Below are 26,129 nucleotides of genomic sequence, written 5' to 3' on the forward strand. Positions count from 1 at the left end.
CGGAGCACGTGGCGACGTGGTTTGAACGGATGGCGGCGGTTCCCGGTATGGAGTTCCCCGGTAGCCCTGGTGTTGTTCGCGAGGCGCTGCCAGAGGCGCGAGTCCGTCCGGAAGTGTCGTACGGATCACCGATGTGGCCGACTGATGAGGGAACTACGTCGGCAACGCCGGCCAGTCGGCATGTGCCGATAGAAGCGAGCGGAGCGGACCTGGTCGCCCGGGTCTGGGAGGCGCTGGAGCTTCCCGGTGGAGCGATGGACTACCACTTTGTCTTGCAGGGAGCGGTCGACCGTTTGTGGAGCGGTCGGCGCTCCTACCCTGAAGGGCTTGAGCTGCTTGAGGTGTTCGCGCTGCTGGACCTGGAGTTGATGGAGGCCGCCCCGCAGGCGGTGTCCTTCGACACCGGTCCTGTCCCGGAGACGTTCGTGCATGTGACGTCGGTGTCCCGGCTCATTGCGCTGCTGGAACGCGAAGGCGCTCTCGAAGAAGCTCTCAGCGTGGCAAAGCGGTTGGCCCGTTTCGGACAAGGCGAGGACGCGGTGACCCGGCTGTCGGAGAAGGTCGGCGCGTTGCTGCAGGAAGCTGCGGTTGGCGGGGCTGCATGAGCACGGGACTGCACCAGCTGATCCCTTCGGCCTCCTATCTGGAAGAGGCGTTCCTGCGCTGGGTGCTCACTCCGGCTGCGGAGCGGGGCATCGTCGCGCACGTGCGCAGCCAGCATCCGGTGACGGTCAATGAACGCACCTACCGGCTGGACTACCTGATCTCAGGCGAGGCGCTGCAACTGGCCGTCGAGTTGGACGGGTTCACCTTCCACAGTGATCGGGGTGCCTTCACCTACGACCGGCTGCGGCAGAACGACCTCGCCGCTACGGGGCTGACGGTGCTGCGGTTTTCCTATGACGCGGTGCGCCTGGATACCGCGCGCTGCGTTGCCCAGCTACAGGCGATGTTGCGCCAGGATGCGGCGCTCGCACCGCTGGTGGTCGCCGTACCGCGCATCGTGGTCCCGGAGATGGCAGGGGATGCCTTGCGAGCAGCCGATCCACCTCGGGGCGGTCAGCCGTCGGCTGACGGGTCCTACTTCGCTGGTGCACGCGCTTCGGTGGCCCGGGAGCCGTTGCGCGCGTGCCAGGACGAGGCTCTGGCCGCGCTGGCCAACTACTACGCGTCCGGAGGACGGCATGCGGCCACGGTGATGGCGGTCGGGGCCGGCAAGACCGCGCTGGGAGTAGCGGCCGCGTTGTCCTTCAGCAGGCGGCGGGCGCTGGTGGTGACTCCCGGATCGGTCATCCGCGGCACGTTCGCCAAGGCACTTGATCCGGGTATGCCGGGCAATGTTCTGTACGGGCTCACGGGAGGCCCACTGCTGCCCGGCGCCCGCCCGCCGGCCACCCTGGTCCTGGACAGGGACGACGGGCAGATCAGCCGGGTGAGCCGGCAGCGGCTGCTGGCCGCGGATGTGCTGGTCACGAACTTCCACGCGCTGGGCACCGGCGACAAGGACGGGGACCTCCTGGCCAAGCTGGAGCCCGAGGATGTCGACTTCATCGTCGTTGACGAGGCACACATCGCGGCCAGTGCCTCCTACCAGCGGCTGTTCGCTCACTTTGAGGGAGCACGCACCCTGCTTATGTCAGCGTGCTTCCAGCGCCTGGACGGTAAACCCATCGAGGCCGATGTCGTCTACCGCTACCGGCTGGTGGACTCCGTCGCGGACGGCTCGGCGAAGAATCTGCGTGTGCACCGGTTCGCCCCGGAAGTGGCGACGACGGTCTACGAGGCGGTGTGGCCCGACGGGCGCCGCGAACAGATCGTGGGCCGTGATGCCTTGCTGGCCGCCCTGGGAGACGAGCGGAAGATGCCTCGCATCACAGCGCAGTCCGAGGCATCGATCCGGCACGTGATGACCGTTACGCGGGCTTGTCTGGATGCCCAGGCCAAGTTGCTGGCCCCGGTCAAACCCCGGGCGCTGTTCGCGGCAATGGGCGAGGCCCATGCGCGGCAGATCGCCCGGATCGCCGAAGAGCACGGCATCCCCTGCGGCACGCTGCACCACAGCATGTCCGCCTCGACGATCAAAGCCACCCGGCGGCGTTTCGAGTCCGACGCGGGAGACCTGCAAGGCATCGTGCAGCTGCGGATGCTCGGCCAGGGCTACGACTTCCCGCCCATCACCGTCGTGGTGCCAGTGCGCCCCTATGGCAGCTTCGGCGAGTTCTACCAGTTCATCGGGCGTGGTGTGCGCGTACTGAGGCATTCCGGCCTGGCTGTCGATCAGCAGTACCTGGACGTGGTCTGCCATGCCGAACTCGGCCTGGAGGACCATCTGGAGGCCATGTGCGCGGACAACGACATGGATCCAGCAGTGTTGCTCGACGTCCCTCTGATCGACCCCACCACCCTCGAACCGGTACAGGACGGTGACGGCACGGGAGACGCGGCCCCTGACGGCGCAGTCCCGGGCGGGGTTGAGGCGTTCGTGCTGTACGAGCAGGGGCGTGTCGAACAGCGGGTGGTGCACGATCTGGGCCGGGTGGAAGCTCGGCGGGCGGAGCGGGAGATGCAGCTGATGGCCCAGCGCTACGCCGTCTACGCACAAAACACGGCGACGCCGATGCCGTTTGAACAGTTCGTCGAGTACATGCGGAGGCTGACCGGTGGCCAGTGACGAGCCGCGCTGGTGGCAGCCTGTCACCGGCGCATGCCCCGACGAGGGGCTTGCCTTGGAGGCGGCTGCCGGGCAGCACCAGCGCTTCGCCGAGCTCGACGCGCTCACGGCCCGGCTGCTGGCCGCTGCACTGAGAGGCCAGCGAGTGGCCTCGGTGATCAGAGGCCAAGGACCACAGGATGCGGACAGCGTTGAAGTGCTTGGGCTCAGCGCATCGGAGAAGGCCTGGTGTGCTGAGAAGTTCGGAGTGCGGGAGCAACAGCAACGCGGTGCGTGGTACCTGCCGCAGAAGCTCTCCGTGAAGGCAGGAGCAGTCAACCTGCCCCATCTGCTGCGCGAACGCGCCGCCCACGCGGTGACGTTGGCCACCGATGACACCGCCCGGGTCAGCGTGGCAGGGGGCGCGGACACGGTACTGCTGTGGGCGCTGCTGGTGCCGTTGTTCGAGACGTTGCTGGAGCCGGTCCGGGTGCGGGCAACGGGACCGACCGGGACCGTCGAAGACCAACAGCAACAGTGGTGCGGTATTGAGGAACGCTACCGTCTGCTCGGCCTGGGCCAGGATGCGCTCGACGAGTTCCGCTTCGGCGGTGGCTGGCACCGCCTGGACCGACGCGGCCAGCAACGCGCCCGCCTCCGGCTCCTGGACACCCTCTCCGCCACTGATCCTCTACAGCTAGTCACCCGTCACCGTATCCAGCAGACGCAGGCCCTGATGGCCGGCTTTGGTAAGAAGGCCAAGGCCGGTACTGCCCTGGCCAGGCGGGTCCTGACCCGGGCGCTGCAGCCAGTGGTCTCCGGCTACTTCGCCGGCAGCTGGCTGACAGTACTGGACTACCTGCAGGCGCCACCGCACCCGGATGAGGAAGTCATCACCGCGCTGCCCGAGCCGCGCTTGTACGTGGGGATGTCTGCCCAGGCAGCTGGCATGGCCGCCGAGGCGGGCATCCCGGAGGACGAAATCCATGCCATGCTCGCGGCCTTCCTCGGTGGCCCGACCTCCCTTTCCCCCGTCGAAGAACGTGCTGCAGCCCTGCGTGACTGGTGGACAGCCTTCGACCACACGCATGCTGTCCAAAGGCCCGGCATGCGGCCGCTATGGGGACTCGTCGACAACGAGATCATGTCCTTCGCCTGGCAGGACGACCACGGCATCAGCCAGCAGCTGTACCGGCAGGTGCTGCCCGCCTCCGTCAACGAGCAGGTGGACCGCCTGTGGCAGTCGGCGACGCTGCAGCGCCACCCTGGTGCCATCGTCAGCAACCCCCGGCCCCACCAGGTGATGGCCCAAACGCTCGGCCCCGCCCTGGAGTTTTGGCACGGTGTCGCGCTGACCGCCTGGTTTGTGTGCGAAGGCCCCTACTCCCGCGCCCCTCTGTCCGATGTGGCCGATTACTACAGCCGTCCCCTCGATGCGCTGCGTGCCGCCGGCTGTCCTGTCTCGCCGGATCTGTTCGAGGAACTGCGCATTGCTGAGCGGTATTTGGGACCGGAGGAGGAGATCGTCCGGGAGCACAGGGAGCTACCGGTGGACACCGAGATCGGTTCCTTCACCCTGACGATAAGTCACAGCAGCGGCAGCCGCCGCGAAGGGTTCGAGCGGGTGCGTGACATCGTCACCCGCCATCGCCGTGGCTGGGCAGAGCAGTATCTCGACGCCTACCTGAAGGGGCGGTGGCGCGCCGCGTTGGAAGACGTTGCCCGTGCCCATCACCGGTTCGTGGCCGCGAAGGGCAAGCCACCTACCTTGATCCAGTTCGCCCAATTCGCCACCAGCGCGGCCAACCAATGGACCGGCGGTGACCTCGGCGCCCTGTACACCGCGATCGGCGAGCCCGCTGCCGCCCAGCAACAGCGTCCGGCTCGTCTGCTTACGAGTGACGGTCACGTCTTCGCCGAGCGCGTCTACACTGCGCTCGGCGGCGCCGCCGTAGACAACGACCTCCGCATGAATCAGCCCGAAGAAGCCCAACGGCAGTGGCAGCTCAGCCGCCTGGCCGAGGAAAGCCTGCACTATGTGCAGCTCTACGAGGCCCTCGGACATCCGCCGACACCTAAACAGCTCGGCGCCCACCGCCTGGCCTGGCCCTGGCCCGGCGAAGAAGCTCAAGGCTGGCCCCTCTTCCAGGACACCCTCGCCGCGCTGACCGGTACCAGCCGACCCGCAGAGGCATCCGACGCGGATGCGGTCAAGGCTGCCCCAGAGTCCCAGCGCGAGGCCGGGAACGTGCTGGGCAAGGGCGCTAATGCCCATCTCGCATCCGAGCGGGTAATGGTGCGCGTCACCGCCACCGGTACGCCCGTTGATGTCTCCGCCGTCCTACTCACCCGCCACGGCAAGGTCCGCAGCGACCAGGACCTCGTCTTCTATAACCATCCCCACCACGACGGGGTCCGCACGGATGGCGACATCGTCACCGTGGAGCTGCCCGAGATTCCCGACGACATCCACACCGTGGCAGTCATCGCCAGCATCGACCTCGAATCCCAGCCCGTAGCTGTCTTCGACCAGCACTCCACATGGCGCGCGGACATCACCCAACCCTCCGGTGAAAGATTGTCCTTTGAGCCAGCTCCCTTCGTTTCGCGCGAGACCGTCGCCATCGCTGTGGAGGTCTATCGACTTGGTTCGGGCTGGAAGGTGCGTGCTGTCGGCCAGGGCTACGACACCGGGCTGGCGGGCCTGGCCGCGGACTACGGCATCAACATCGATTCCTAGTGCCGTTTGTCAAGCCGCTCGGGCCATCGGCGGTGTGAGCTCATAGCATCGTCTGTCGCGCAGGAGAGCCCAGAGAACGTTGACCCTGGCGGCGGGAGAGCGCCATGACGGCCTGGGTGTGGCGTTTGCCTTTGGCACGTTGTGACCGCCGATGGTTACTGAGTCGGGCCTTGGGAGCACGTGCCGCACGCGGTACGGCCTCCTCTGATGCTGGTCAGGGTGAGTGTGATGTCCGTGCTGCACCTGCACCGGCAGCGCCACCGGTCGGTGGTCTTCCCCGGATAGGGCTCCAACGGCTCGAACCCGGCGGCGCGTGCCTCCGCGGCGGCTGCCGCCGGATCGGTTCGGCCGCCGGATCGGGGGCACTTCTTGCAGCCGGTGGTTCCCGACCGGATGGAGGACAGGCGCGTCGTGACTTCGTTTCCACAGGAACAGCGGCAGCGCCAATGGTCCGTGGTGCGGCCGGGGTACGGCTCCAGCGGCTCGAACCCGGCAGCTCGCACCTCGGCGGACGCCCGCTCGTCGGTGGCCAAGTTGAGGGCACAGAACCGGCAGCCCTTCGAACCACTGTTGACGTTGGAGTAGGTGGGGCTGGTTTCGCGACCGCATGTGGTGCAGCGGCACCGCCACGGCGTTTGGCTGCCCGGGTAGGGTTCCAGCGGTTGGAGTCCGGCCGTGCGCATGGTTTCTTGGGCCTTCGGCGCGTTCGTGGCGGCGCGTTTCGCCTGGGTTTCCTTTGCCCTGCAGACGCGACAGCGCTGGCCCGCGTTACGGACGGCATTGAACGTCGGACGCCCCTCGTACCCGCAGGTCATGCAGCGCGAGGGCCAAGTCACGTTGGTGCGGCCGGGATACGGTACGAGTGGCTCGTATCCGCAGGCCCGCATTTCGGCGGCTGCGGCCTCCGCGTCGATGAGGACCGCGGCACGGGGTCGGTCGCCGACTCGGTGTGCATAGGGTTCCGTGGCGTTCCGGGTTTCCTCGTCGACCATGGCCCAGACTTCGGCCGCCGTGACGCGGGATGCGGAGCAGGTCTCGGTCCAACCGTTCGGCATGATGTCGCTTGTGAGGAAGGGAATGAGCCCGGCCTGGCGCAGGCGGCCCAGCACGGCCTGCTCGACGTCGTAGGCAGCCGCGCCGGTGGCGTATTCACGGGCCTGATGCAGCTGCCAACCCTGGCGTTCGTGTTGGATGAGGCGAGAGGTGTAGCCGGTGCAGGCACCGATGCCGATCTTGACGGCTTTCCACTTCCGGTGGGTGATCACGTAGACCTTCGACGGTCCTGCTAGGTCGATGCCGTGGGTGGCGCAGAACTTGCATCCGCCACCAGTACGGATTTTCATGAGGGTCGGGGAGACCTCGTTGCCGCAGGTCGTGCAGCGGCACCGCCACGCCGTCATCGAGGTGGCATAGGGTTCCAGTGGCTCCAGCCCGGCGGCACGCATGGCAGCCACCGCGATGTGCGGGTCGGTTCTTCTGCCCGCTGTCGCCCTCACGTCGGCACAGTGCCGGCAGCCGCCCTGGCCCGCCAGAATGCCGCCCAGACTCGGTGACGTCTCGCGCCCGCAGCCGTTGCAGCGACACCGCCACGCCATGTCACGACGCCCCCCGTACGGTTCGAGCGGTTCCAGGCCGGCAGCACGCATGAGAGCCTCGGCTTCGTCCGCAGGCCAGCGACGTCGGCCACCCGGTGATGGAGGGCAGTACGGGCAGGACCGAAGGCCGCGCCTGAGGTTGCTCAACCTGATCTGGACGTCTCGGCCGCACGCGAGGTGGCGGCAACGCCACAGGCCGCTCGGTCCCGGGTAGGACTCCAGCGGCTCCAGGTCGAAATCCTTCACCTCGGCTGCGGCCTGGTCGCCGTCCGTGCGGGGCAGTTCGCGGCGACGCGACCATGAACGGCTGATGCCCCGCCCGGCGTTCTTGCGCCCGCACGGGCCGCAGCCCCCCTGTCCGCCCTTGACCGACCCATGAGTGGGCGTCCCGATCGTTCCGCAGGCTGTGCAGCGGCAACGCCAGGGGACGTCGGTGCCGGGATAGGGCTCCAATGGCTCCAGACCCGCCGACCTCATGAGCGCGGCGGCCTGGTCGGGATCGACCGGAGCGTTCGGCGCGCACCATCGGCACGGTCCCCCTCCGCGCTTGATGTACGAGTAGCGCGGCTTGACCTCCCGACCGCACGGCACGTGCCGGCAGCGCCAAGGCGGTGTGGCCCCGGGATACGGCTCCAGCGGTTCCAGGCCGGCCGAGCGCATCAACGCCACCGCCTCCTCCGGAGGAATCGCCGCCGTGCCCGAGCAGTACCGGCAACCGCCCTGCTGGCCCGCGACAATGTTGCCCAGCCGCGGTGCCACCTCTCTCCCACACGCCTCGTGGCGGCATCGCCAGGGCTTATTACTTCCTGGGTAGGGCTCCAGTGGTTCGAGCCCGGCTTCCCGCATGATCAGCGCCGGATCACGTGGATCCTTCCGCGGACGCCCCGTCGCCATCCGGTCTCCTCCTGAAGCGCCCGATATCCGAGGGGAGCATCGCATGCGGCACTGACAACGGCCTTGTTAACGCGGGGAGCTTGGGGGCGGGCTTACTTTGCGGCAGCCGTCCTGCCCGGCCATTCTCTGCAGAAGCTTGTTGGCGAGCGCGCCGGTTGGAGAGTATGTCCACAACCTCGCCTTGATCAGCCTGCCCTGCCCCCGGACTGAGGTCATCCTGCATCGCGTTGTTCTGTGCGTGCATGACTGCTTGTTCTGTCCTCCTCATGACTGATTTCGGTGACGGGAAATATCTTTGAGCTCTGCGGAGTTTCCCTCTGGCGCGTGTTGGCGCAGGGGGAGTGGTGGGACTGAAGCTGTTCAACCTGGAGAGCGGTGTGACCGAGGTCGTGCCCCGTCTTGCTGAGGTCGAGGCGGATGTGCAGAACCTCGTCGAGGCGCATATGGAGGTGATGTTGGGCGTCACGTTCCTGGCGAGCGAGTACGTCATCGGCTGCTGCGACGGCGGGCGGATCGACTCGCTGGGACTCGACGAGAACGGGGCGCCGGTGGTCGTCGAGTACAAGCGCGGCACTGACGCTGGGGTAATCAACCAGGGCCTCTACTACATGGCCTGGCTCACAGCCCATAAGGATGCCTTCCGCAGCCTGGTACGTGACCGGCTCGGGGCTATGGCCGCGTCCCAAATTCTGTGGAGCGCACCGCGGCTGATATGTGTCGCCGGTGACTTCACCCGCTACGACGCTCACGCCGTACGCGAGCACCGGCGCAGTATCGACCTGGTGCGCTACCGGTACTACGGCAGCGATCACATCGGCCTGGAGACCGTAGCGTCTGTCACTGGCTCCCCGGCCGCTTCCTGGCGGGTTCGCCCGCGCGCGGCCGGAGGGCCGAGGGTTCGGCGGCGGGACGAGGGGATGGCGGAGCTGGCCGCAGCGGTCGACGAGACGCTGATCGGCCTCGGTGAGGGCGTCACCCGGGTCCAGCGCAAGCAGTACGCGGCCTACCAGAGGCTGCGGAACTTCGCCTGCGTCTGCCCGCCGCAGCAGACCAAGCTCCTCGTCTACCTCAAGGCGGACCCGAAAGCGGTCGACCTCGTTGCGGGCTTCACCCGGGACGTGACGGGGCTCGGTCACCACGGCACCGGCGACCTGGAGCTGCAGCTGAGCACGGCGCGGGACCTGGAACGCGCCCGGGACCTGTTCCGCATCAGCTACGCCGCGGCGTAGCGTGCCGGTAGCTGGCATGTAAGTGCGTCCGCTGTTGGGGGTTGGTGTCGTGGTGCTGCCTTTCGGCGTGGCAGTCAGGGGTGGCGGTGGAGCTATAAGGATGCGGCGGATCCCCGGTTTCGGTAACCGGGGATCCGCCGCTACCCTGTCGGCGCTCTCCAGCGTGGAGCGTCGTCATTCCATCGGAGTGCGGCGCCACACCATCCACACTTCGCGGCAGAGTTCCGGTTCATCAGTGCGCCCTCATGTCCGTCCGACGAGGGCCTTCAGACAACGTGTCAGACCTGCGAGAGGATCGGCAATTGCCTGTGCGCGGTGGTCAGCGCCGAAGACCCGTGGAAAGGGGCGGGGGCAGCGTCACGGGCAGGCTACTGGCGATCTGCTTCACCAGCCTCCGCGAGATCGGCGAGGGCCATGCGGGGGAACCGGGCTCGGGCGCGGGGTCACCGGTGGGCCCGTGAGACAGGCAGTGCGGGCTGGAGCGGTGGACTGGTCGCCCGGGGCGGTTGCCCGGCGCGTGTCGACGGCCTGCCGACAGGCGCGGGTGCCGGTGCGGTGGCACGGTTCCAGCGATTGCGCAGGGCGTTGAGGTCGGCCAGGGCGCGGCGGCTGCCGGTGATGAGCTGGTGGGGGGTGTTGGCAGGGTCGTCGGTGTAGGCGGTGATCCGTGCCGCGACTGTCTGGGCGCGGGCGAGGAGGGCGCGTTTGACGATCTTCTCGCCCCAGTACTCGGGGGAGCCGGCGGGCGTGGAGACCAGGGCCATCACGTCCTTGGGGGAGAGGGAGCCGGTTAGAAGACCGCGGTGCTGGGCCTCACCGAGGACGGTGACCGGATCGACCATGTCACCGCGGTGGACCAGCGCCGTGATGGACTGCCAGAGCGTGGCGTGCAGCGGCAACAGGAAGTCCGCCTCGGTCAGCCACCGCATCTGCTGGACCTCCGCCGGATAGGCAGTGGCGGTCGCCAGGAGGAGGCGTTCTTCGTCGAGGTCCTCGTCGTTGGCCTGCCGCGGGACCTCCGTGGAGAGTGTCGTGCGGGGGAAAGAACCGGGGTGCGGGGCGAACTGTTCGGCGAGGGAGTCCAGGACGCAGCCGATGTCGTCCGCTAGACCGAGCGTCGTGGCGGCCGGGTTGGGCAGGCCCGAGTCGATTGCGGTGGACGCGAGGCGCTCGGCGTGCCCGCGGACGATGCGGCGGGCGTTGTCGGCACGGATCATCCTGGCGTACGCCGTAGCGTGCTTGGGCTGTGGGCAGAACTGGATGAGGGCGTGAAGGTAGGACGCGCTCAGTCCGGGAGCGTGCGGACGCGCGTGGTCCAGCACAGCGTTCAGCCAGGCGGTGTCCTTGGCGTGGGCGGTGGGGTCGGGCGCCGGCATCGTGCGGATCGCGGTGAACAGCGCGGCATTCGTGTGGCTGTCGAAGTGGTGGGCGATCAGCGGCTCGGTGTCGACCAGACGCGCAGGTTCGAGGAGGAGGGCACCGAGCAGGGCCTGCTCCGCGTAGTGGACCGGCTTCGGCGCCGGCACGAGGTCGAGGTCGTCGTTCTCGTCGGGTTCGGGGGTGTGGGGCATCAGGCGGCGAGGGTGAAGTCGTTGGGCTTGAAGGACGTTTTGAGGTGCGGGGCGAGCAGGTGGGCGGCCAGGCGCGGGGGGACGGCATTGCCGATCTGCGAGAACATTTGGCCCTTGTTGCCCTGCCACGGATAGTCGGCGGGGAAGCTCTGTAGCACGCCCGCCTCCCGAGCGGTGATCTTGATTGGGGTCGGCGCTGACCACTGTGCGCCGTCCGGAATTCCGGAGGGGGCGTCGGCTACCCAGGTGCACTCGTTGGCCCGGTGGCCGAAGAACAGAGTGCCGGCGGGCTCGTCGGCACGGCGCACGGTCGCGTTGGACTGGTTGTTGCTGCGTAGTGACCACGACCAGCGGTGCGCCTCAGCGGTGAACGTGGGGGCCGGAGCATCTACGGGGCGGTTCTCGCGGGCACCGTGCCGGGCGACCCAGCCGGAGCCCTCCCTGCGGGAAGCCAAGACGAACTCGGCGTCGGGGTGAGGTGTCCAGGTGCCCCGGTCGCGGGCGTTGGCCAGGGTCTTACGCGAGCCGGAGGGGAAGGGCTCGGGGCCGCCTCCTGGGCCGCCTCCGGCGCACACAGTGGGCACCGGGCGGTCGGTAGCGCCCCAGCCCAGAGCCTCGGCCATGGACACCCAGCGGTCGCGGCCGGGGCCGAACAGCGACTCCGGCTCGGCGCTCTGTGCGTGGGTAGGTGGTGGAGGCTCGGCAGTGCGGGTACGGGAAGCGAGCAGGATCGCGCGCTTCCGGGTCTGCGGGACGCCGTAGTCGGCGGCATTGAGGATGCCGGTCCACACGGAGAACCCCCAGGTTCGCAGGATGGCCGCGTACTGCCGCCACAGAGAAAGGACGTCGGGGACTTCCTCCATCACCACCCACTCGGGCTCGCCCGTCAGGTTCAGGGCGTGCAGGTAGCGCATGGGTTCGGCCGCGAGGAGCGAGCGTTCGTCTGCGCACGCGCCGAGCAGTTGCTCTCGGGTGTCGCGTCCGGCGGCGAGGTCGGCGACGGCCTGGTGGACAAGGGGCTGGTCGACCAGACCAAGGCGCTTGCCCGCCATGCTCCATGCCTGACAGGGAGGGGAGGCGATCAGCCCGAGGATCCGGCCCGAGAAGGTCCACGTGGGATAACGTGCGACGTCGGTCCGGATCGTCAGCTGCCCAGCCTGGGCGCGGGTCTTGCAGGCCCACTCGTCCCACTCCAGGCCGATGTCCCGCGCGCCGAGGACGGCGAGCGCGTGGCTCCAGCCGCCGGGCCCGGCGAACAGATCGAGAATGATCCGCCTCAAGAGGCCAGCCCGAAGTCGTCATGCACCGGCTCGGGGGTGCAGAAGGCGTCGCGCACGAGAGTGCGCAGGGCTTCGAAGGCCCGTGCCAGCTGGCGGGGTTGATCGGGCAGGTCGAGTAGGGGTGTGGAGATGGGATGGCTCCTGGGGGGTGGTTCAGCGGCTTCGGGTGGTTGTCTGCGTGGCGGCGGAAGGCCGGGCGGCGTGTCGTGCCGGGGGCGGTGCCTGGCCCTGGGGGGTAGTCCGACGACGGTGCCGAGGGCCGTGATGCCTGCTGCTGGGAGGCGTACGCGGTCCAGTGGCGGGCCGCCGATGTATGCGCTAGGAGCGGAGTTCGCAGCCCGCTCGGCTAGGCCCTTCGAATCCAGGGGTTGGCAGCGCGTTCATCAGGACCTTGGGCTCTCTGGAATGCGTGAACTCCCGCCCCAAGGAGCTGCTGGACATGACATGACCGCAAGCGATCTGCTCCAGGGCGGTGCGCTGGGTGGCAGCGAGCCGTTCATCCGGTGCGATGGCGCTTGACCACTGACGTCGCCGTGTCTCCGCGGCGAGGCTCGCGACGCAGTGGACCGTGGCTTCGGGAGCCAGAGCGGTCAGCTCGCATGCCGCTTGGGCGCCCAAGTCGGCTGACGCGGTATTGAGGAAGGCGAGCTGCTTGAGCCGCACGACGCACTCCGTCAACTCTGTGCTCTCGTAGAACCGCTCCTCCTGGATGGCTTTGACGGCGATGCCAGTGCCGGTGGTCAGGCGCTTCGCGGACGCGACGTGCGCTGAGGGTGCAGGTTCGATCGCGGCGCGCAGGAGGAGGCCGAGCGCGACGTTGTGTCGGGTGCACTGATCGGCGAGGTGGAGCAGCCGCTCGACGGGCGTGAGCGGTGGCGTACGTCGAACACAGGGACTCGGCGGGCGGCGTGGTCATGAGCGGCGCCGTACGGCTGGGGAGGCACGGGTACGGCGGCGGTCGTGCTCGGTGCCGCGGGAAGGTGGGGCACACCGAGACAGGCGCGGGCCTCTGCCAGGGCCTGCCCGGCGTCGTTGAGGTGGAGGCGCAGGCGGCTGAGCAGGTCGATCGCGTCGAGCTGTTCTGGAGCGTGGCCTGCGCGTCGGGCCGGGCGAGAGTGACGAGCGGGGCGAGGGCCCGGGTGTAATGGGCGATGGCCCGTCTCAGGTGCCCGGTCATCTGTCCCAGGGCTTTGGCCGGAGGGAGGCCAGCGATGTTCGGAGCGAGCTGGTACTCGCCGTCGGTGGCCATGCGGGCGGTCAGACGGCAGAGCAGACTGATGTGCCGGGTGGGGGTGAACAGGCCGCTTCCGTCACCTGTGATGCGGTGGTCGCGCAGGTCGGCAACGACGGCATCCAAGACTTCGTGCGGATCCATGTCTTCCAGGTCAGCGGGCTCGTAGGTGTGAATGGGCGCCTCCGTAGGCGAGTTGAGCGAGGGGCGGGGAGCGCGGACTAAGCAGTGGTGTCGAAGTCAGCCTGTTTCGGGGCGGCCTTGGCGACGGCGCGTTCGGTGATGCCCTTGGACGCGAGGGCGGAGGCAGCGGTCAGCTCGCCGGCACCGGGTTCGAGATACCAGGGGCGCAGGTCGAGCATGGCCGCGCGCATGCCGGTGGCGAATGCGAGCGCGGTGCCCTTGGGTAGGGCGCGGATGGCGTCGGCGGCCAGGATGCGTTCTTGCCGCATGCTGACGGATGTGGACTTGCCGGACTCGGAGGTCGAGGTGGAGGTGGTCTCGACGTCGTGGTCACCGATCAGGCGGGACAGCTTGTCGGCGAAGTCCGGGTCGTCGATGCCGGACCCGATGACCTTGATCGTGGAGGCGGACCACATGGCGTCCATGCCGGCGTCGCCCCAGACTTTCTGCCCCTGCCGGTAGCTCTGCAGGATCGTGATGGGGATGATCCCGCGGCTGCCGAGGTGGGAGTACAGGTCCGGCAGGTCCGAGATTTTGCAGACGTTGGCGGCCTCGTCGAGGATCGCCAGCATGGGCGGGTCGAGGCGTCCTCCGGCGCGTTCGGCCTGGGTGGTCGCGGCCCGCATGACGGAGTCCGCGCACGCGGCGATGAGGGCCGAGGCGCCGCCACCGCCGTCCTTCGACAGCAGGTAGAGCGTGTCCTTCGAGGTGACGAACTCGCCCGGCTTGAACTCCGCCACGTTCTTCTGCGGTGTCACCCATGCGGCGATCCCGCTGTTGAGCAGGGCGGCGGCGTACTGGCGGGCGGTCTCGTAGATCCCGTCGCGGGTCTCCGGCGGGCCCTCCACGGTGCCCTTCAACTGCGCGGCGACGGCGGCGAACCCGCGGTCGCGCAGGATGTCCAGCGGGGTCCGGTCGGCGGGGAAGGCCAGCCACTGCATCACGTCGGTGATCGGCCGTTCGTCGAGCGCGGCGGCCAGGAACAGCTGCGAGAGGATGTTGGATCCCGCCTTGGACCAGAAGTCGCCCTGCTGGGAGGCGTCCACCGAGGCGGCGAGGAAGTGGCCGGCGAGCCTGTCGGCGCCGTCGAGGGTCTTGGCGTCGGACAAAGGGTTCCACCACATGGCCCGTTCGGCGTGGGCGATCTGCTGCGGGTCCATCGACCAGGTCCGGCCGAAGGCCGCCCGCGCGTCGAGCGTGGCCGTGTAGGCGTCGCCCGCCGCCTTGTTGGAGGTGAGCAGGACCGGGCCGGGCGCGTTGAGGATGGAGGGGATCGCCAGCGACGTGGTCTTGCCGGACCGCGGTGCCATGATCGCGACGGCGACGTCCTCGTACCCCATGCGCACTTCGTGCTTCGTGCCCTGGAGGTTGCCGAGCAGGATGCCGGTGTCGGCCGGTTCGAGGCGCTTGGCGTCCTTCAGACTTGGGCGCAATGATCTTGCCTTGGCGGTGATGGCCTTGGACAGCAGCGGCTCGATGTCCCGCTGCTTGGCCATCCCGGCGACGCGCTTCCTGCGTCCGCCGTTGCCGTCCTTGTACCGCTTGTACAGCACGGCGGCCGTGATCCCGAGTGCGAGTAGCAGGGTGCTGGGCAGGATGCGGGTGCCCAGCAGCAGGGACGTGTCGCCGAGGCGGGGCCACAGCTGGTCGGGATGGAGCACGGCCTGTACGGGCTGATACGGCGCACGGGGACCGGTGTCTGTGGCCCAGGAGGTGAGGTTGCCGCCCAGCCACGCCAGGTTCGACAGGGGGACGGCGATGGCGAGGACGACGCCCAGGACGCGGAAGGCTAGGTCGTAGCCGTCGGTGGACGAGGTGGAGGAGGGCTGGGGCAAGGGCTGTTCCAGTATGTGGGTGAGGCGCGCGGCGCGGGCGGGTCCTGTCAGGGGGTGCGGCGCGGCGAAGGGCCGTGCGGTGCGGGCGGGGTAGTGGGCGCTGGGCGCTGCCGGGCGGCGAGGATCTGCCTGCTTTCCCGCAGGTAGATGGCGAGTCGGCTCAGATCGAGGCGGTGCGTTGGGCTCGCGGGTTCGAGCGAAATGGTCAAGAGGGGCCTTTGGGCATGCAGTTCTGATGGGGGTGCGGCGCGGCCGGGGGCCGCGCCGCGTGGTTCAGCGGCCCCGGGACGCAGCAGCGGCCAACTCGGCGGCGGGTGCCGGGACGGGGTGCGTGGTCGGCGCGCCACTGCGGCGGGCCTTGCGGGCGGCGGCCCGGATGGCCTTCAGGCGCGCCTCGTGGGCGGTGGCCAGTTGTTCGCCCTGGGCGCCGCGTTCCACCTGGGTGACCAGGTGGGAGTGCGGGACGTCGTAGTGGCCGCGCGGCACGGGCGCGGGGTCGGTGAGGGTGGTGGCGAAGGCGGCGAGCAGGTGGCGGGGTGTGCGGTCGTCGAAGTACGCGTGCCACAGCCGCTGGTGGCCACCGAGGCCGGTGGGGAGCGCGACGTCGGCGCTCCAGCTGAAGTAGTCGCTCGTCAGCGTCGCCCGCCGCTCCATGGTGGTGATGCCGTCCGGATGGCGCGCACTCTCATTGCCCCGCTCGTCGCGCTCGTAGGTCCAGTCCGCCGCTTGCAGGGTCGGCCACACGTCTGGCTCCGTGGCCGGGGCGGGGCGCAGGAGGGCGTCGGTGAATCCGGCGATGATCTCGGCGGGTGTGTTGCCGCCGAACGACGCGTGCCAGCGCTGTGAGGAGATCCGCCACCAGGCGGAGTACGTGTCCGCTGCGGGTTCGAGTACGAGCGTGTGGCGGAAGTCGGGGCTGGCCAGGACGACATGGGGAAAGTCGGGGTCGGCGTAGTTCTTCCAGCCGCCGGCCCGCAGCGCCTGGGTGACATGGCGCGGGTCGCCGGGCCCGGCGAGATGACGGGGACTGGTGTCGAACCAGATACGAGACCAGGGGTCGTCGGCCTTGCTGACGATGTAGGGGAGGGTCACGAAGTCGTCGGCGGACCTGCGGGCGCGAACGCCTGGCCGCCCACGCGCTGGATGTCCCAGTGCAGGACGTGCCAGTCCGTGGCCTCCTGGGCGGCGTCCCGGAGCCCGTCGATGATCAGGCGGATCTCGTCGGTCTGGGGGCTGGCGGCCTGCTGGGAGACGAGGTGCGCGGCGTTGCGCAGGACGTCGCCGAGCAGGATGGGGACGCCGGTGTCCTCGTCGAGGAGGCGAGCCAGCAGCGGCAGCACGTCGGTGACGGGCGGGTTGGTGCGTAGATAGTCCTTGAGCTGGGTCAGGGTTGCGGTCGCCTGCGCGATCTGGTCGGAGCTGGGGTGTGAGGGTTTAGGCATCAGCGTCCTTGAGTGAAACGTGGTGGTGAGCGGGGCCAGGCTGTGGACAGCCCTGTGGATATCCCCTGTGGCAAGGGTTTCGTCGCAGTTCGGATCGGTGATGAACCTCCTTGCCATCGAGGAAAGTTGGGGACAGGGCGGCGGGCGTGTCCACCCGAGGCCGGTCAGCGGCGTCGGCCGTCGGATGTCGCGTACGGGCGGGCGCCGGGAGGGGTGCGGGCCCGGTTGGTGGCGAAGGAGTTGCGGGCCCATGTGGCCGCTCTGGCGGCGGTGATCCGGGCCTGCTGCCACGCGCCGAGCTGGGACGGCAGGACGGACACGGAGGTGGTGCGGATCCGCTGGGAGGGCGGAACGTGGCCGAGCAGCCGCAGCACGGGCTGAGGTTCCGACAGCGCCGTGCTGAATGCCTTCACCAGATGCATCGGCGTGGTCGGCGTGAACATCGCCTCCCACACACGGCCGTGTTCGTTGCGAGCACCGGCCCACCAGTGCGCCTGCCCGGGGCTGGACTGGTGGAAGCGGACGAAGGCGTCGCCGTCCGGGCTGCGGGCGGTGAAGTGCTGGCCTCGCTCGGTCTCCCAGCCCTGTTGCTGCAGGGGCTCCCACACGTTGGGGGCGTGCGCCTTGCGGTCCTGGAACAGGGCGTCGGTGATACCGGCGACGATTTCGACGGGCGTCTGCCGGCCGAAGGTGGCGTGCCATGCCTCCTGGTGCGCGGTCTGCTTCCCGCTGATGGTCCAGCCGCCGGGCTGGGTGAACGGGTCGTATCCGATGCGCACGGACTTGTCCGGGCTGTCGAAGACGATGGGGCCGCCGCTCTTGGACTTGTCCTTCCACCCGGAGGCGCGCAGGTACTCGGTGACGTGGCGCAGGTCGCCGCCGCCGGCGAGATAGCGGGGCTCGACGAGGTAGTGCTGCTGGGCCTGCTGACCGGTGGCGCCCCAGCCGGACCACTGCTTGTTCTGTCTCACCGGTGCCGCCTGACGACCATCGCCGATCCGGCGGGCCGCGCAGCCGGGCTGGTGGACGGGGTGGTCGGCGTGGCGAGCTGTTTGATCGTGCCGGTGTGCTCGTTGAGGTCCTCGCCCACGCTGTCGAGTTCGTTGGCCGCGCGGCCCGGGGCCAGCCACACCTCGGGGTGCAGGATGCCGCGCTGGGAGCGGTCCTGGGCGAAGCGTGATCCGGTGGCGACCAGGTCGGTGACTCGTCCGAGCAGGCCCTCGCCGTAGTCGAGGACCTTGCCGAGAATCTGGGCGGCCTCGTGCGGCGGCGACTGGGCCAAGAGCTGCGTGAGCTGGCTGAGCTGGCGTGCGATGTCGTCAGCGAGCCGTACCGAGGTGAGGGGCGGGGGGTTGGTCATGGGCCTCCTGAACGGGCCAGGTCGGGCTGCTAGTTGTGGTGGCGGATGTGGTGGCTGTCGACGAGAGGGAACATGTCCCGGCGACGGGTTTCGTCGAGGGCCGCTTCGGGGTGCCCGCCGGCCAGCAGGTTGGTCCGTGTGCGGCTGCCGGCGGTGACGGCACGCAGGTAGCGGCGGAAGAGGGCGGTGACCAGGCGCGGCTTGCGGTCGGCTGTGATGGGCGGTGGGGTGCGGTCGGTTTCGCGGGTGACAGGTACTCCAGGTGAGGACTGGGCCGCCCCCCATGCGGGGTCGGCGCGGTGGGTGGTCAGCGCGTACGGCGAGGGCGCGACGCGCTCGGGGCAGGCGCTGCGGGCGCGGGTGCCAGCCGGTGTGCTGGGGATGCGGCGAGGGCGGCGCGGTAGGCGGTGCCGCCGAAGAGGCCCGTATCAATGGAGACCTGGAAGCCGTGGCGGGTCAGCAGCCACGCAGCCCGATCGGCCATGTCCTTCATGGCGATCTCGTCCATCTGGTCGGGGACTTGATGCCAGATCTCGCCCTCGCCGCCGTGGCGTTCGAGCCCGAGGCCGTCGAGCAGGACGAGCAGCTGCTCCGGGGCGCTGGTGCGGGTATCGACGTAGATCGTTCCGTCGCGGTGATAGAACTCGACGTCGACCTCGTGCTCGTCCGCCAGGCTCACGAGCGGGACTCCTTTCGATCGTGGCTCACCGCCGACGGGGTGTCGCCGGACTGCCGTGGGCCCGGATGACGGAGGCGGTCGCGGTGTGCGGCGCGGCTGCGGCGCCGGACTGGCGGCGCACTGCCTCTGCGGCCTCCTGATAGGCGGCGGCGTCCCAGACGGCGTTGGTGATGTTGACCAGGTATCCGGCCACGAGCAGCGAGGGAACGGCGCTGGTGGCGAGCCACTTCTTCTCGGCCTCGGTGAGGCGGTCGGGGACCTCGTGCCAGACATAGACGGGCCCGGCCGTCGCCGTCTTGCGTTCGAAGCCGAGGCTGTCGAGCAGGGCCAGGAGTTCCTCGGGCGCATCGGTGGGGGTGTCGGCGTGGACCGTGTCGGTCAGTGGTCTGATGTAGATCTCGACGTCGGTGCCTTCGTCGTCGGCGCGGTTTCCCACGTACGGCATGCTCCTGTTCGGGGATCGGGTCAGCGTCGAACGGCGGGCGCAGCCAGTGGCGAGGGCGCTGTGGACACTGGGCGGGGGCGGGTCTGTAGTGCGGGGCCGGTCCGGTCGACGTCGTTGCGGACCTGCTCGATCTGCCAGGTGAGGGTGGACAGGTTGCTGACGATGGCCCCCAGCCGCATCGCCACCTGCGGGTCACGGCCGGTGTCCTTGAGACGCCGGCCCCACGATGCCCAGGTCGCAAGCAGCGACTGCGTAAGGCGGGGCAGCAGGCCGTCGTCGGGTGCCGCGATCTCGGTCAGGATCGCCGCGACCTGCCGGTCATTGTCGGCATCGCTGCCGAGTGAAGTGAGCTGTTCGAGATGGCGGTGGGCGGCTTGCCGGTCGCTGCCCTGGGTGGCCAGGGTGTTGAGCGTGGGGTCGAGATGGACGCTGTACCCAGCCAGAAGCAGGGCATGGGCTGCGGCGGTGGCACCCTGACGCTGCTCCTCGACGGGCAGGGCGTGCGGCAGGCGGTGGTAGTCGCCGCGTGGGCCTGGGGCGGAACGGAAGCCGCCGGCGGTCTGCAGGAGGCCGGCCGCGCGCTGGTCGCCCCCGATGGCAACGACCAGCGCGGTCTTCGGGTCCCAAGTGATGGTCACGTAATCCAGGACGAGGAACGTCGGCTCGGCCTCGTGTGCGAGAGTCACCGGCCCCGGTGCGGAGAGGTGACCGGCGGGCTCGGAGGCGCTACCGCGGTGGTGCCCAGGGCGGGCCGGGCGGGCGGATTACGTAGGACGACGCCGACGCCCAGCTCGGACAAGCGGTGGCCGGCGGCTCGTACGGACGCGGCCTGGTGCGCGGAGTCGTCACCGGACAGGACGAAGACGTCGTTTTCCGCGTCGAGGGCGAAGCCGGCCTCGGTCAGGGCCTGGACGATGTCGTCGCGGTCGGGCCTGTCGACGACGAGGGCGTCTCCGGACCAGGTCATCACCACGTGTTCCGGCTCGGCGGCCGGCGGCGTCGCGAGGCGGGCGGCGTTGGTGCGGACCTGGGCGAGGGCCTTGTCGTACCGGGGCAGCAGGTCGTAATGGATGTCCTCGGCGGCGCTGAACGGATCGGCGGCCACCGGGATTCCGTCGGGCTCGCGGACGCCACGGAACGCTTCGGCCGGTGCGTCGGTGGGGGCCATAGCGGCGATGAGGTAGCCCTCACCGTGCCCGAGCGGGTCCGCGACGAACAGTCGGCTGCCGTCGTCGCGGGTCAGCACGGCGCAGTGGTCCACGGTGTGCTTGGCCAGGGTGTCGGCGACATCGTTCATGTCCCACACGTGGTCGGTGAGGGCGTCGTGGTCGTTGTTGCCGCCGCGGTCCGGGTGGTACGTGCTGGTCCAGGCGCCGGGCAGTTCGCCGGCGAGGACGGCAGCGAACGAGCCGAGAGTAGTGCCGGGGGTGGGGTCGTGCATGGTCTCCTCGAAGGAAATAGGGGGCGGGGGTCAGCGCCGCCTGTTTGCCGGGGCTGCTGCGGTGGGTGCGGCGGCGGGGCTGGTGGTCAGGCGCGGCGGGGGTGCAGGACAGGCGCAGATGGCGGAGGCTTCGTGTTCGTCCGGCCCGACGTCGGCGGTGCACGCGCGGCGCTGGGGGTGGTTCTGGTGCCGGTCGGCGAGGTCGTTTCGCATGTGGGTGAGGTCGGACCGGATGACGCCGAGCCGGTGCTCGCCGAGGTACTGCAGCCGCTTCGCGGTGTGCGGATCCGGGGCCTGGCCCAGGCCCTGGTAGAAGGCGGCGGTCGCGGTAAGGACTTCACCCAGCGCGATGAGCACTCCGTCGTGGGAGGCGGTCAGTTCGGTCAGCGCGTCGGCGACCTCGCCGCTCGTGGTGGCTTCACGGATCCGCTCGGCGAGGTCGGCGACCAGCGAGCCGAGTGGCTGGTAGTGCGCCTCGCGCGTCTCGGTGTCGAAGGCGTCATCGGCGTCGACGTGGTAGCGCACAGCGCGCAGCCGGGTCACGGCGCGAGTGGCGAGACGTTCCTCCTCGGCTATGTCGAGACCGATGGGCAGGCGGTGATAGGTCTCGTGGAGGCGGACGACGGGGACGAAGCCGGTGCGTTGAAGGATGCTGTGGGCTTCCGGATCGCCGCCGCGGGCGAGGACTTCTCCGGAGTGCGCGTCGCGCCCCAGGGTCAGGAAGCGATCGGCAAAGGCCAAGAAGCTGTTCTTTCTGTCGGGTCAGTGGGTCAGCCGGGTGCCGGGCGTGGGAGGCGCGGCGGTCATTCGGGTCGAGAGGGGCACCGGCCGTGCGGTAGCGGGCAGGGCGGCGGCGGTCGCGTCGAGGTCCTGCTGGACGCCGTGCAAGCGGCGGGCGATCAGCTCCAGTTGGTGTCCTGCGGCCGGGCCGTAGGCGTGCGGGAGGCGATCGAGACGGTGGGCTGCGTGCTCGACGAGGCCGCGCACGGTCGCGAGCGGACCGGTCTTCTCGTCGGCGAGCTGCCGGAGCAGTCCGGCGAGTTGAGTGGTGGAGTCGGCAGCGCCTGGTGAAGCGCCGTTGCCCGCCGTGGTGGTGCGCTCCGCGAAGCGGGCGGTCTGCCCGGGATCAGGGCCGAGGAGGGGAGAACGGAGGTCCAGTTCGGCCTCGATACGTCGGCACTCGGCTGCCAGGAGCGGAAGCAGCCGGTGGGGCTGCGTGGTCCATGTGTTGTCCGGGCGGATGAGGTTGGCGAGCAGGTCGAGGCGGCCGGGCTGTGCCTGGACGGCGATCCAGCGGCAGCCGTGGTCGTCCCCTGGCCGCTGGATGCCCGCGATGCGGGCGATCCGGTGGGCGATCTCGGACCACTCGGGGCCGGTGAGGTCGCGGTCGCTGGGGTGCAGGCGCACATCTGCGTGCCAGATGGCGCGTCGGTCGTCCTGCGCACTGGCCGCGAAGGGGTGCTGCCAGCTGGGGTCGTCCAGGTGCTCGGCCCACTCGGCGGAGGTCCAGGACTTCTGCTCGTCGTCGCGCGTGTAATAGTCCAGCCCCGGCCAGTGGGCGACCACCGTGTGCTCGGTCAGGCTCTCTTGGTCGCTGACCGGGCGGTCGAGGGCTTCGGCGAGCGGCTCGTTGGGGCTGATGTCACGTGGATGGATACGGATGATCATTGTGAGGTGGGCTTCCGGCGCCTACGGGCGAGTTGGGTCAGGTCGTGCGCGGCGGTGATCAGGGTGTGTTCGCGCACCAGGTCGGAGTGGACGGCCAGGTTGCCCGGCGGCAGGAGTTCCAGGGCGCGCTCGATGGCCGTGCGCGCCTGGCGGTACTGGCCCAGCGCGCGCAGCGCCGAAGCCTTGCGGAACTGCGCGATCGGATCGTCTCCACCGCCCTCGGGCAGCCGGTCCACGAGGGCGAGCAGCGCGTCCGCGCGGCCGGGAAGCAGACCGCCCAGCCACACTCCGTGCAGCAGGACGTGCAGCGTCTTGGGGTGATCCGATGCGGTGGCGAGGACCTTTTCCATCACGGCCAGGCCATCCGAGCGGGACTGGCCCAGGCGCGCGAAGGCGTACAGCGCCCAGCTGTACGGGTCCGCATTCAGCACGCTCAACGGCACCTGGTTCAGGAGGGATTCGAACGAGCGGCACCGGAAGTCGTAGCGCAGGGCGCTCAGGTAGAGGTGCCGGTACGTCCGCCAGATGACCGGGCCGGGGCCGGGGTCGGTGACGTGCTCGGGGTCGAGAAGTACCAGCGCACTGTTCCCGGCGGCGCGGGCTTGCCAGGCGACGTCAGCGCCCACCTCGGCTGACTTCTGCCACGTCGCGTCCAGATCACGCAGGGCCTCGGCCAGGCGCATGGGCCACTGGGTACCGGCGACCGTCTCGATGGCGATCGAAGCCGCGCGGGCCAGGGCCGCGTTGCGCTCGGGGCTGGGGGTCATCGCCCGCCTCGGGCGTCGGCGACGTGCACCACCTGATTGAGGTGGTTGACCGAGTACCAGCCGCAGTCGACGTCCTGTTCGGCGCTGGCCAGGCGTGGGACGAGGTAAGTACGCAGCGCCTGCTGGTAGATGAGGCAGTCCGGGCAGCGGCTGGAGAGATGGACGAGGTAGCGCGGGTGAGCGGTGAGGTACGTGCGCTCGCCGCCGGCCGGGTCGTACAGCCGCCACCCGTCCTCGTCGGTCGGCGTGTGCCACGAGGGCGTGACGACCTTGTAGGCGTCTCCCCACAGCTCGCTGCCGGAGGTGCCCTTGAGGATGACGACATGGTCGCCGGGCCGGAAGTGCTGGTGGGTGATGTCCCGTTCGGGGGTGACGACGTCACCTGGGGCATGCGGCTGGCGGGAGATGGCGTCGGGCACAGCAGGGGTTCCTTCCACGATCAGGCGCAGGGGAGGCGGTGGGAGGAACAAGGATCCGGACGATCCCCGGTTTCGGTAACCGGTGATCGTCGGGTATAAGACCCTGTGTCTACCGGAACGGATTCTCGGTTCCGGTGTCGTCGCTGGTGGCGGCGTCCAGGAGTTCGGGCAGGTCAGTGCCCTCGGCGTCGCGCTGATCGATCCACCACCCAACGCGGGTGACGGTGCGGATCGTGTCCTCCAGGGCAGCCCAGTCGGCTTCGTCCCAGCTGCCTTCGGTCACCAGTGCGCTGTACGCGGTCGTGACGAGCTGGTGGCGGGATCGTTCGCCCCAGGCGAGAGCCTTCTCGGGTCCTTCGAGCGGCGGCATGTCGAACTGCTCGGCCCACTCGGTGGCGGTCTGCTGTTCCTCCGCGCGCCTGGCGGCCAGCCACTCCTCCTTGCCGGCGCTGTCCTCGTCGCGGGCGGCCTTCCAACAGTCGGTGCAGTCGCGTCCCTCCAGCCAGCGGGCGAATCCGGCCCGCCGGTCGGCAGGGCGGTTGGAAAGATCATGCGAGATTTCGTGTCCACAGCGGTGGACGATGTTCCACGTCGTTCGGACGGCCATATGAGGGCGAATCTCCTTATTGTCGGGGGTGGTTCGGTGTGTTCCGGGCGTTCGGCGCGACCGGGGCGGAGTGTTAGCACCCCGGGCAGTGGCCTCGGCAAGGCGGTAGTGGTGGACGGTCAGCGGGTCCGCCCGGTGGCGGCAGCAGCCGCCGGCGGTTTCGGCGGCGTGCTGGTCGAGACGGTGGGGCGGGAGGGTCCCTGGGACGAACCGCCGGTGGCGCTGCGGACTACCGTGATCAGGTCCTCGTCGGACTCGAGCCACACCGCCATGGCCTCATAGGTGCCGCCTGGTTCGAGCCCGCTTCCGGCGTCGTCGCTGGACTGCGTCAGGGAGGCGAGGAGGGTCTCGAAGCGGTCGAGAACCTTCGCATCCTGCGCGGCCAGGGGCTTGGCGCCGACGCGGCGACTGGCCGTGATCAGGTAGGGCGCGTGGGTGAGGAACCGTTCCAATGCGGCGTCTAGGTCCGCGGGGTCGGGTAGGGCACGGTGCCGGGCTCGACGTGGTCCCGCAACCAGTTCAGGTCTTCCTGCACTTCGCGCAGCCGCGCGAGGTTCACCAGCTGCTCGAATTCCGGCAGGAGGCGTGAGCGCACCTCTGCAGCGACTGCATGGGCGGCGGCGACAATGCGTGGCCCTGCGCCGATCACGTGGAGGTAGTCAGGGGAGGGAAGCAGGGTGGCGACCAGGTACTGGCCGTCCCACGGGCGTTCGGCCAGGAGGAGTTCGGTGCCGCCGCCGTCGCGGAGGATCGCCGCACCTGAGTTGCGGTACTTCACCAGCGGGGACAGCACGGGGCCAGCCTCCCACACCCAGTCCAGCAGGTGGGTGGGGATGTTGCCGTCCGGGTAGTGCTCGATGTCCACCTCCCACGGACCGGGGAGACCCTCGGCGATGAGGTGCGCGATGTCGCCGAGATAGGGACGCTCACTGGTGATGACCTTGGTCTGGCAGTCGCGGGCCGTCTGGTGGAGCTGGGTGAGCGCCTCGCGCGCTTGGGAGTGGTTGTCGAGGCCAGCCGGTGGACCTCGTCCTGGTGCCGGGTGAATCCCGCCAGTTCCAGGGCGGTGGTGGCCCACCGGTGCCGCTCCCCGCTGGGGAGCGCGACGATCGTGTTGCCGACGGCAAGGTGCAGGGTGATCTCGGCGGAGGAAGTCAGGGCAGCGGGCTTTCGGTTCGGGACACCGGGGTCAGCGCCGTGGCCGCCGCGGGGCGCCGGCGGGCGAGGGCTGCGGGGTCATGGCGGTCTTCGTGCGGCGCAGCGTCGGCGGTGCGGACGCTGCGGCCGGAGTGGGGCACAGGTCAGGGTCGAGGTCGACGCTGTAGCGAGCTGCGGTGAGCATCTCCGCAGCCCAGGTGGCGTGTTCGTTCTCCCAGGTGCGGCCCAGGTCGAACGGCAACCGGATCCATACGCCGCGCAGGGTGGGATAGGTGTCGAATCCGGCACGGGCCAGGACGCTCGTGGCGAAGGCATCGACCGGGCCTTCGACTTCGACTTCGCCGCCCAGGCCGCAGGTGATGTGGATCGCTTCGTCGCTCATCGGCTCCGCCCCTTTCCGGCTGCCTGTGCTCGGTCGCCCATGGGCACAGCGGCGGTCTGCGGCACAAACTCAGGGAGGGTGGCTGTCGGGGCGGTGAGCCTTTGCGGGGAGCGGGTGGCCGCTGCCTGCGCGATGGGGTTGCGTCGCTCCATCAGCTTGTTGCGCACGGCCGGTTGCGGTGGGCCAGCGGTGAGGGCGGGGTCGAGGGGGTAGTCGGCCTGCACCTCGTAGCCGTGTCGGCGAAGGTCGAGGACGGCCTGGCGGGTACGGAGGACCCCGTCCTGCTGGGGGTGGGTGAGCCGGTACAGGCCTGGGGCCTCGGGGATCGGCTCGAACTGTTCACGGACCAGGAACCAGTCGGCCAGGTGCGCGGGGATGTTCGCGGTGGCGGCGGCCACGAAGCCGTGGTCGGGATGGGCGCTGAAGCGGAAGTGGTCAGACAGAGGCGAATCCTTTTCTTTGAGCGGTCAGCGGTGCGCTGCCGCGGAGCGCGGGGCGGGCAGCGGCGCGGGGCGGGCGGTGAGCAGTCGCGGGCTGGGCGCGGACAGCGCGG

Annotated in this window: 25 protein-coding genes and 1 pseudogene; 4 read left to right on the forward strand and 22 right to left on the reverse strand. The window is 69.6% G+C overall.

Going from position 1 to position 26,129, the window contains the following annotated elements:
• Positions 1 to 182: 182 nt before the first annotated feature.
• From ACFY1E_RS44365 to ACFY1E_RS44375, 3 genes are read left to right on the forward strand one after another with little or no spacing between them, the layout of a single operon-like run.
• Positions 183 to 605 carry a hypothetical protein gene (locus ACFY1E_RS44365; RefSeq protein ID WP_389087334.1) on the forward strand — a complete coding sequence of 141 codons (423 nt, stop codon included), beginning with the start codon at positions 183 to 185 and terminating at the stop codon, positions 603 to 605.
• Complete coding sequence (locus tag ACFY1E_RS44370; RefSeq protein ID WP_389087337.1) at positions 602 to 2,671, forward strand: DEAD/DEAH box helicase family protein; 2,070 nt, start codon at positions 602 to 604, stop codon at positions 2,669 to 2,671. The genes ACFY1E_RS44365 and ACFY1E_RS44370 overlap by 4 nt, the downstream gene beginning before the upstream one ends.
• Positions 2,661 to 5,390 carry a TerD family protein gene (locus ACFY1E_RS44375; RefSeq protein ID WP_389087339.1) on the forward strand — a complete coding sequence of 910 codons (2,730 nt, stop codon included), beginning with the start codon at positions 2,661 to 2,663 and terminating at the stop codon, positions 5,388 to 5,390. Before ACFY1E_RS44370 ends, ACFY1E_RS44375 begins: the two co-directional genes overlap by 11 nt.
• Positions 5,391 to 5,399: 9 nt before the next feature.
• Here the strand turns inward: ACFY1E_RS44375 and ACFY1E_RS44380 are convergent.
• A pseudogene (locus ACFY1E_RS44380) lies at positions 5,400 to 5,532 on the reverse strand (IS110 family transposase); the annotation flags it as partial.
• Between the two features lie 13 nt (positions 5,533 to 5,545).
• Positions 5,546 to 6,886, reverse strand: a complete 1,341-nt coding sequence (locus tag ACFY1E_RS44385) for a hypothetical protein (RefSeq protein WP_389087342.1) — start codon at positions 6,884 to 6,886, stop codon at positions 5,546 to 5,548.
• 1,334 nt (positions 6,887 to 8,220) lie between these two features.
• On the opposite strand from ACFY1E_RS44385, the gene ACFY1E_RS44390 reads away from it, so the two are divergent.
• Positions 8,221 to 9,108 (forward strand): transporter, encoded by an 888-nt coding sequence (locus ACFY1E_RS44390; protein ID WP_389087344.1) that lies wholly within the window; start codon positions 8,221 to 8,223, stop codon positions 9,106 to 9,108.
• A 443-nt stretch (positions 9,109 to 9,551) separates the two neighbouring features.
• Here ACFY1E_RS44390 and ACFY1E_RS44395 read toward each other — a convergent pair whose 3' ends face one another.
• The 20 genes from ACFY1E_RS44395 to ACFY1E_RS44490 all read right to left on the reverse strand — a co-directional run bounded on the left by ACFY1E_RS44395 (position 9,552) and on the right by ACFY1E_RS44490 (position 25,974).
• The gene (locus tag ACFY1E_RS44395) at positions 9,552 to 10,679 is read right to left on the reverse strand and encodes a DnaB-like helicase N-terminal domain-containing protein (RefSeq protein ID WP_389087347.1); all 1,128 of its coding nucleotides are present in this window, start codon (positions 10,677 to 10,679) and stop codon (positions 9,552 to 9,554) included.
• On the reverse strand, positions 10,679 to 11,950 hold the full coding sequence (locus ACFY1E_RS44400; protein WP_389087421.1) for a DNA cytosine methyltransferase: 1,272 nt from the start codon (positions 11,948 to 11,950) through the stop codon (positions 10,679 to 10,681). Before ACFY1E_RS44400 ends, ACFY1E_RS44395 begins: the two co-directional genes overlap by 1 nt.
• A gap of 1,461 nt (positions 11,951 to 13,411) precedes the next feature.
• A complete protein-coding gene (locus ACFY1E_RS44405) occupies positions 13,412 to 15,208 on the reverse strand; it encodes a type IV secretory system conjugative DNA transfer family protein (RefSeq protein WP_389087349.1) in 1,797 nt (598 codons plus the stop codon).
• Between the two features lie 273 nt (positions 15,209 to 15,481).
• Positions 15,482 to 16,300 carry a DUF317 domain-containing protein gene (locus ACFY1E_RS44410; protein WP_389087352.1) on the reverse strand — a complete coding sequence of 273 codons (819 nt, stop codon included), beginning with the start codon at positions 16,298 to 16,300 and terminating at the stop codon, positions 15,482 to 15,484.
• On the reverse strand, positions 16,297 to 16,650 hold the full coding sequence (locus tag ACFY1E_RS44415) for a hypothetical protein (RefSeq protein WP_389087354.1): 354 nt from the start codon (positions 16,648 to 16,650) through the stop codon (positions 16,297 to 16,299). The genes ACFY1E_RS44410 and ACFY1E_RS44415 overlap by 4 nt, the downstream gene beginning before the upstream one ends.
• Before the next feature lie 164 nt (positions 16,651 to 16,814).
• Entirely contained in the window at positions 16,815 to 17,621 is an 807-nt protein-coding gene (locus tag ACFY1E_RS44420) for a DUF317 domain-containing protein (protein ID WP_389087356.1), read from the reverse strand.
• Positions 17,618 to 18,010 (reverse strand): hypothetical protein, encoded by a 393-nt coding sequence (locus tag ACFY1E_RS44425; RefSeq protein WP_389087359.1) that lies wholly within the window; start codon positions 18,008 to 18,010, stop codon positions 17,618 to 17,620. Before ACFY1E_RS44425 ends, ACFY1E_RS44420 begins: the two co-directional genes overlap by 4 nt.
• A gap of 307 nt (positions 18,011 to 18,317) precedes the next feature.
• Positions 18,318 to 18,689, reverse strand: a complete 372-nt coding sequence (locus ACFY1E_RS44430; RefSeq protein WP_389087361.1) for a hypothetical protein — start codon at positions 18,687 to 18,689, stop codon at positions 18,318 to 18,320.
• Positions 18,690 to 18,714: 25 nt separating this feature from the next.
• A complete protein-coding gene (locus tag ACFY1E_RS44435; RefSeq protein WP_389087364.1) occupies positions 18,715 to 19,125 on the reverse strand; it encodes a hypothetical protein in 411 nt (136 codons plus the stop codon).
• A 29-nt stretch (positions 19,126 to 19,154) separates the two neighbouring features.
• On the reverse strand, positions 19,155 to 19,820 hold the full coding sequence (locus ACFY1E_RS44440) for a hypothetical protein (RefSeq protein ID WP_389087366.1): 666 nt from the start codon (positions 19,818 to 19,820) through the stop codon (positions 19,155 to 19,157).
• Positions 19,817 to 20,575, reverse strand: a complete 759-nt coding sequence (locus ACFY1E_RS44445) for a hypothetical protein (protein ID WP_389087368.1) — start codon at positions 20,573 to 20,575, stop codon at positions 19,817 to 19,819. Before ACFY1E_RS44445 ends, ACFY1E_RS44440 begins: the two co-directional genes overlap by 4 nt.
• Positions 20,576 to 20,605: 30 nt before the next feature.
• Complete coding sequence (locus ACFY1E_RS44450; RefSeq protein ID WP_389087370.1) at positions 20,606 to 21,316, reverse strand: hypothetical protein; 711 nt, start codon at positions 21,314 to 21,316, stop codon at positions 20,606 to 20,608.
• Positions 21,317 to 21,337: 21 nt separating this feature from the next.
• Positions 21,338 to 22,243, reverse strand: coding sequence for a hypothetical protein (locus ACFY1E_RS44455; protein ID WP_389087373.1), 906 nt, complete (start codon positions 22,241 to 22,243; stop codon positions 21,338 to 21,340).
• Complete coding sequence (locus tag ACFY1E_RS44460) at positions 22,240 to 23,010, reverse strand: hypothetical protein (RefSeq protein ID WP_389087375.1); 771 nt, start codon at positions 23,008 to 23,010, stop codon at positions 22,240 to 22,242. Before ACFY1E_RS44460 ends, ACFY1E_RS44455 begins: the two co-directional genes overlap by 4 nt.
• Complete coding sequence (locus ACFY1E_RS44465) at positions 23,007 to 23,429, reverse strand: hypothetical protein (RefSeq protein WP_389087378.1); 423 nt, start codon at positions 23,427 to 23,429, stop codon at positions 23,007 to 23,009. The genes ACFY1E_RS44460 and ACFY1E_RS44465 overlap by 4 nt, the downstream gene beginning before the upstream one ends.
• Before the next feature lie 109 nt (positions 23,430 to 23,538).
• Positions 23,539 to 24,036 carry a hypothetical protein gene (locus ACFY1E_RS44470; RefSeq protein ID WP_388818343.1) on the reverse strand — a complete coding sequence of 166 codons (498 nt, stop codon included), beginning with the start codon at positions 24,034 to 24,036 and terminating at the stop codon, positions 23,539 to 23,541.
• A 119-nt stretch (positions 24,037 to 24,155) separates the two neighbouring features.
• On the reverse strand, positions 24,156 to 24,488 hold the full coding sequence (locus ACFY1E_RS44475) for a hypothetical protein (protein WP_389087380.1): 333 nt from the start codon (positions 24,486 to 24,488) through the stop codon (positions 24,156 to 24,158).
• A gap of 8 nt (positions 24,489 to 24,496) precedes the next feature.
• Positions 24,497 to 25,114: a hypothetical protein gene (locus ACFY1E_RS44480; protein ID WP_389087383.1), complete on the reverse strand. Its 618-nt coding sequence runs from the start codon at positions 25,112 to 25,114 to the stop codon at positions 24,497 to 24,499.
• A gap of 111 nt (positions 25,115 to 25,225) precedes the next feature.
• Entirely contained in the window at positions 25,226 to 25,576 is a 351-nt protein-coding gene (locus ACFY1E_RS44485; protein ID WP_389087385.1) for a hypothetical protein, read from the reverse strand.
• A complete protein-coding gene (locus ACFY1E_RS44490; RefSeq protein ID WP_389087388.1) occupies positions 25,573 to 25,974 on the reverse strand; it encodes a hypothetical protein in 402 nt (133 codons plus the stop codon). Before ACFY1E_RS44490 ends, ACFY1E_RS44485 begins: the two co-directional genes overlap by 4 nt.
• Positions 25,975 to 26,129: the final 155 nt, after the last annotated feature.

Origin of the sequence: Streptomyces sp. NPDC001604 (genome assembly GCF_042893475.1) — a bacterium.
Classification (GTDB): domain Bacteria; phylum Actinomycetota; class Actinomycetes; order Streptomycetales; family Streptomycetaceae; genus Streptomyces.

Coding starts and splice junctions, on each gene's coding strand:
- ACFY1E_RS44370 (WP_389087337.1), top strand. CDS start 602: ATGAGCACGGGACTGCACCAGCTGATCCCTTCGGCCTCCTATCTGGAA.
- ACFY1E_RS44395 (WP_389087347.1), bottom strand. CDS start 10,679: ATGCCCCACACCCCCGAACCCGACGAGAACGACGACCTCGACCTCGTG.
- ACFY1E_RS44415 (WP_389087354.1), bottom strand. CDS start 16,650: ATGCCTAAACCCTCACACCCCAGCTCCGACCAGATCGCGCAGGCGACC.
- ACFY1E_RS44425 (WP_389087359.1), bottom strand. CDS start 18,010: ATGACCAACCCCCCGCCCCTCACCTCGGTACGGCTCGCTGACGACATC.
- ACFY1E_RS44445 (WP_389087368.1), bottom strand. CDS start 20,575: ATGCACGACCCCACCCCCGGCACTACTCTCGGCTCGTTCGCTGCCGTC.
- ACFY1E_RS44455 (WP_389087373.1), bottom strand. CDS start 22,243: ATGATCATCCGTATCCATCCACGTGACATCAGCCCCAACGAGCCGCTC.
- ACFY1E_RS44460 (WP_389087375.1), bottom strand. CDS start 23,010: ATGACCCCCAGCCCCGAGCGCAACGCGGCCCTGGCCCGCGCGGCTTCG.
- ACFY1E_RS44470 (WP_388818343.1), bottom strand. CDS start 24,036: ATGGCCGTCCGAACGACGTGGAACATCGTCCACCGCTGTGGACACGAA.
- ACFY1E_RS44485 (WP_389087385.1), bottom strand. CDS start 25,576: ATGAGCGACGAAGCGATCCACATCACCTGCGGCCTGGGCGGCGAAGTC.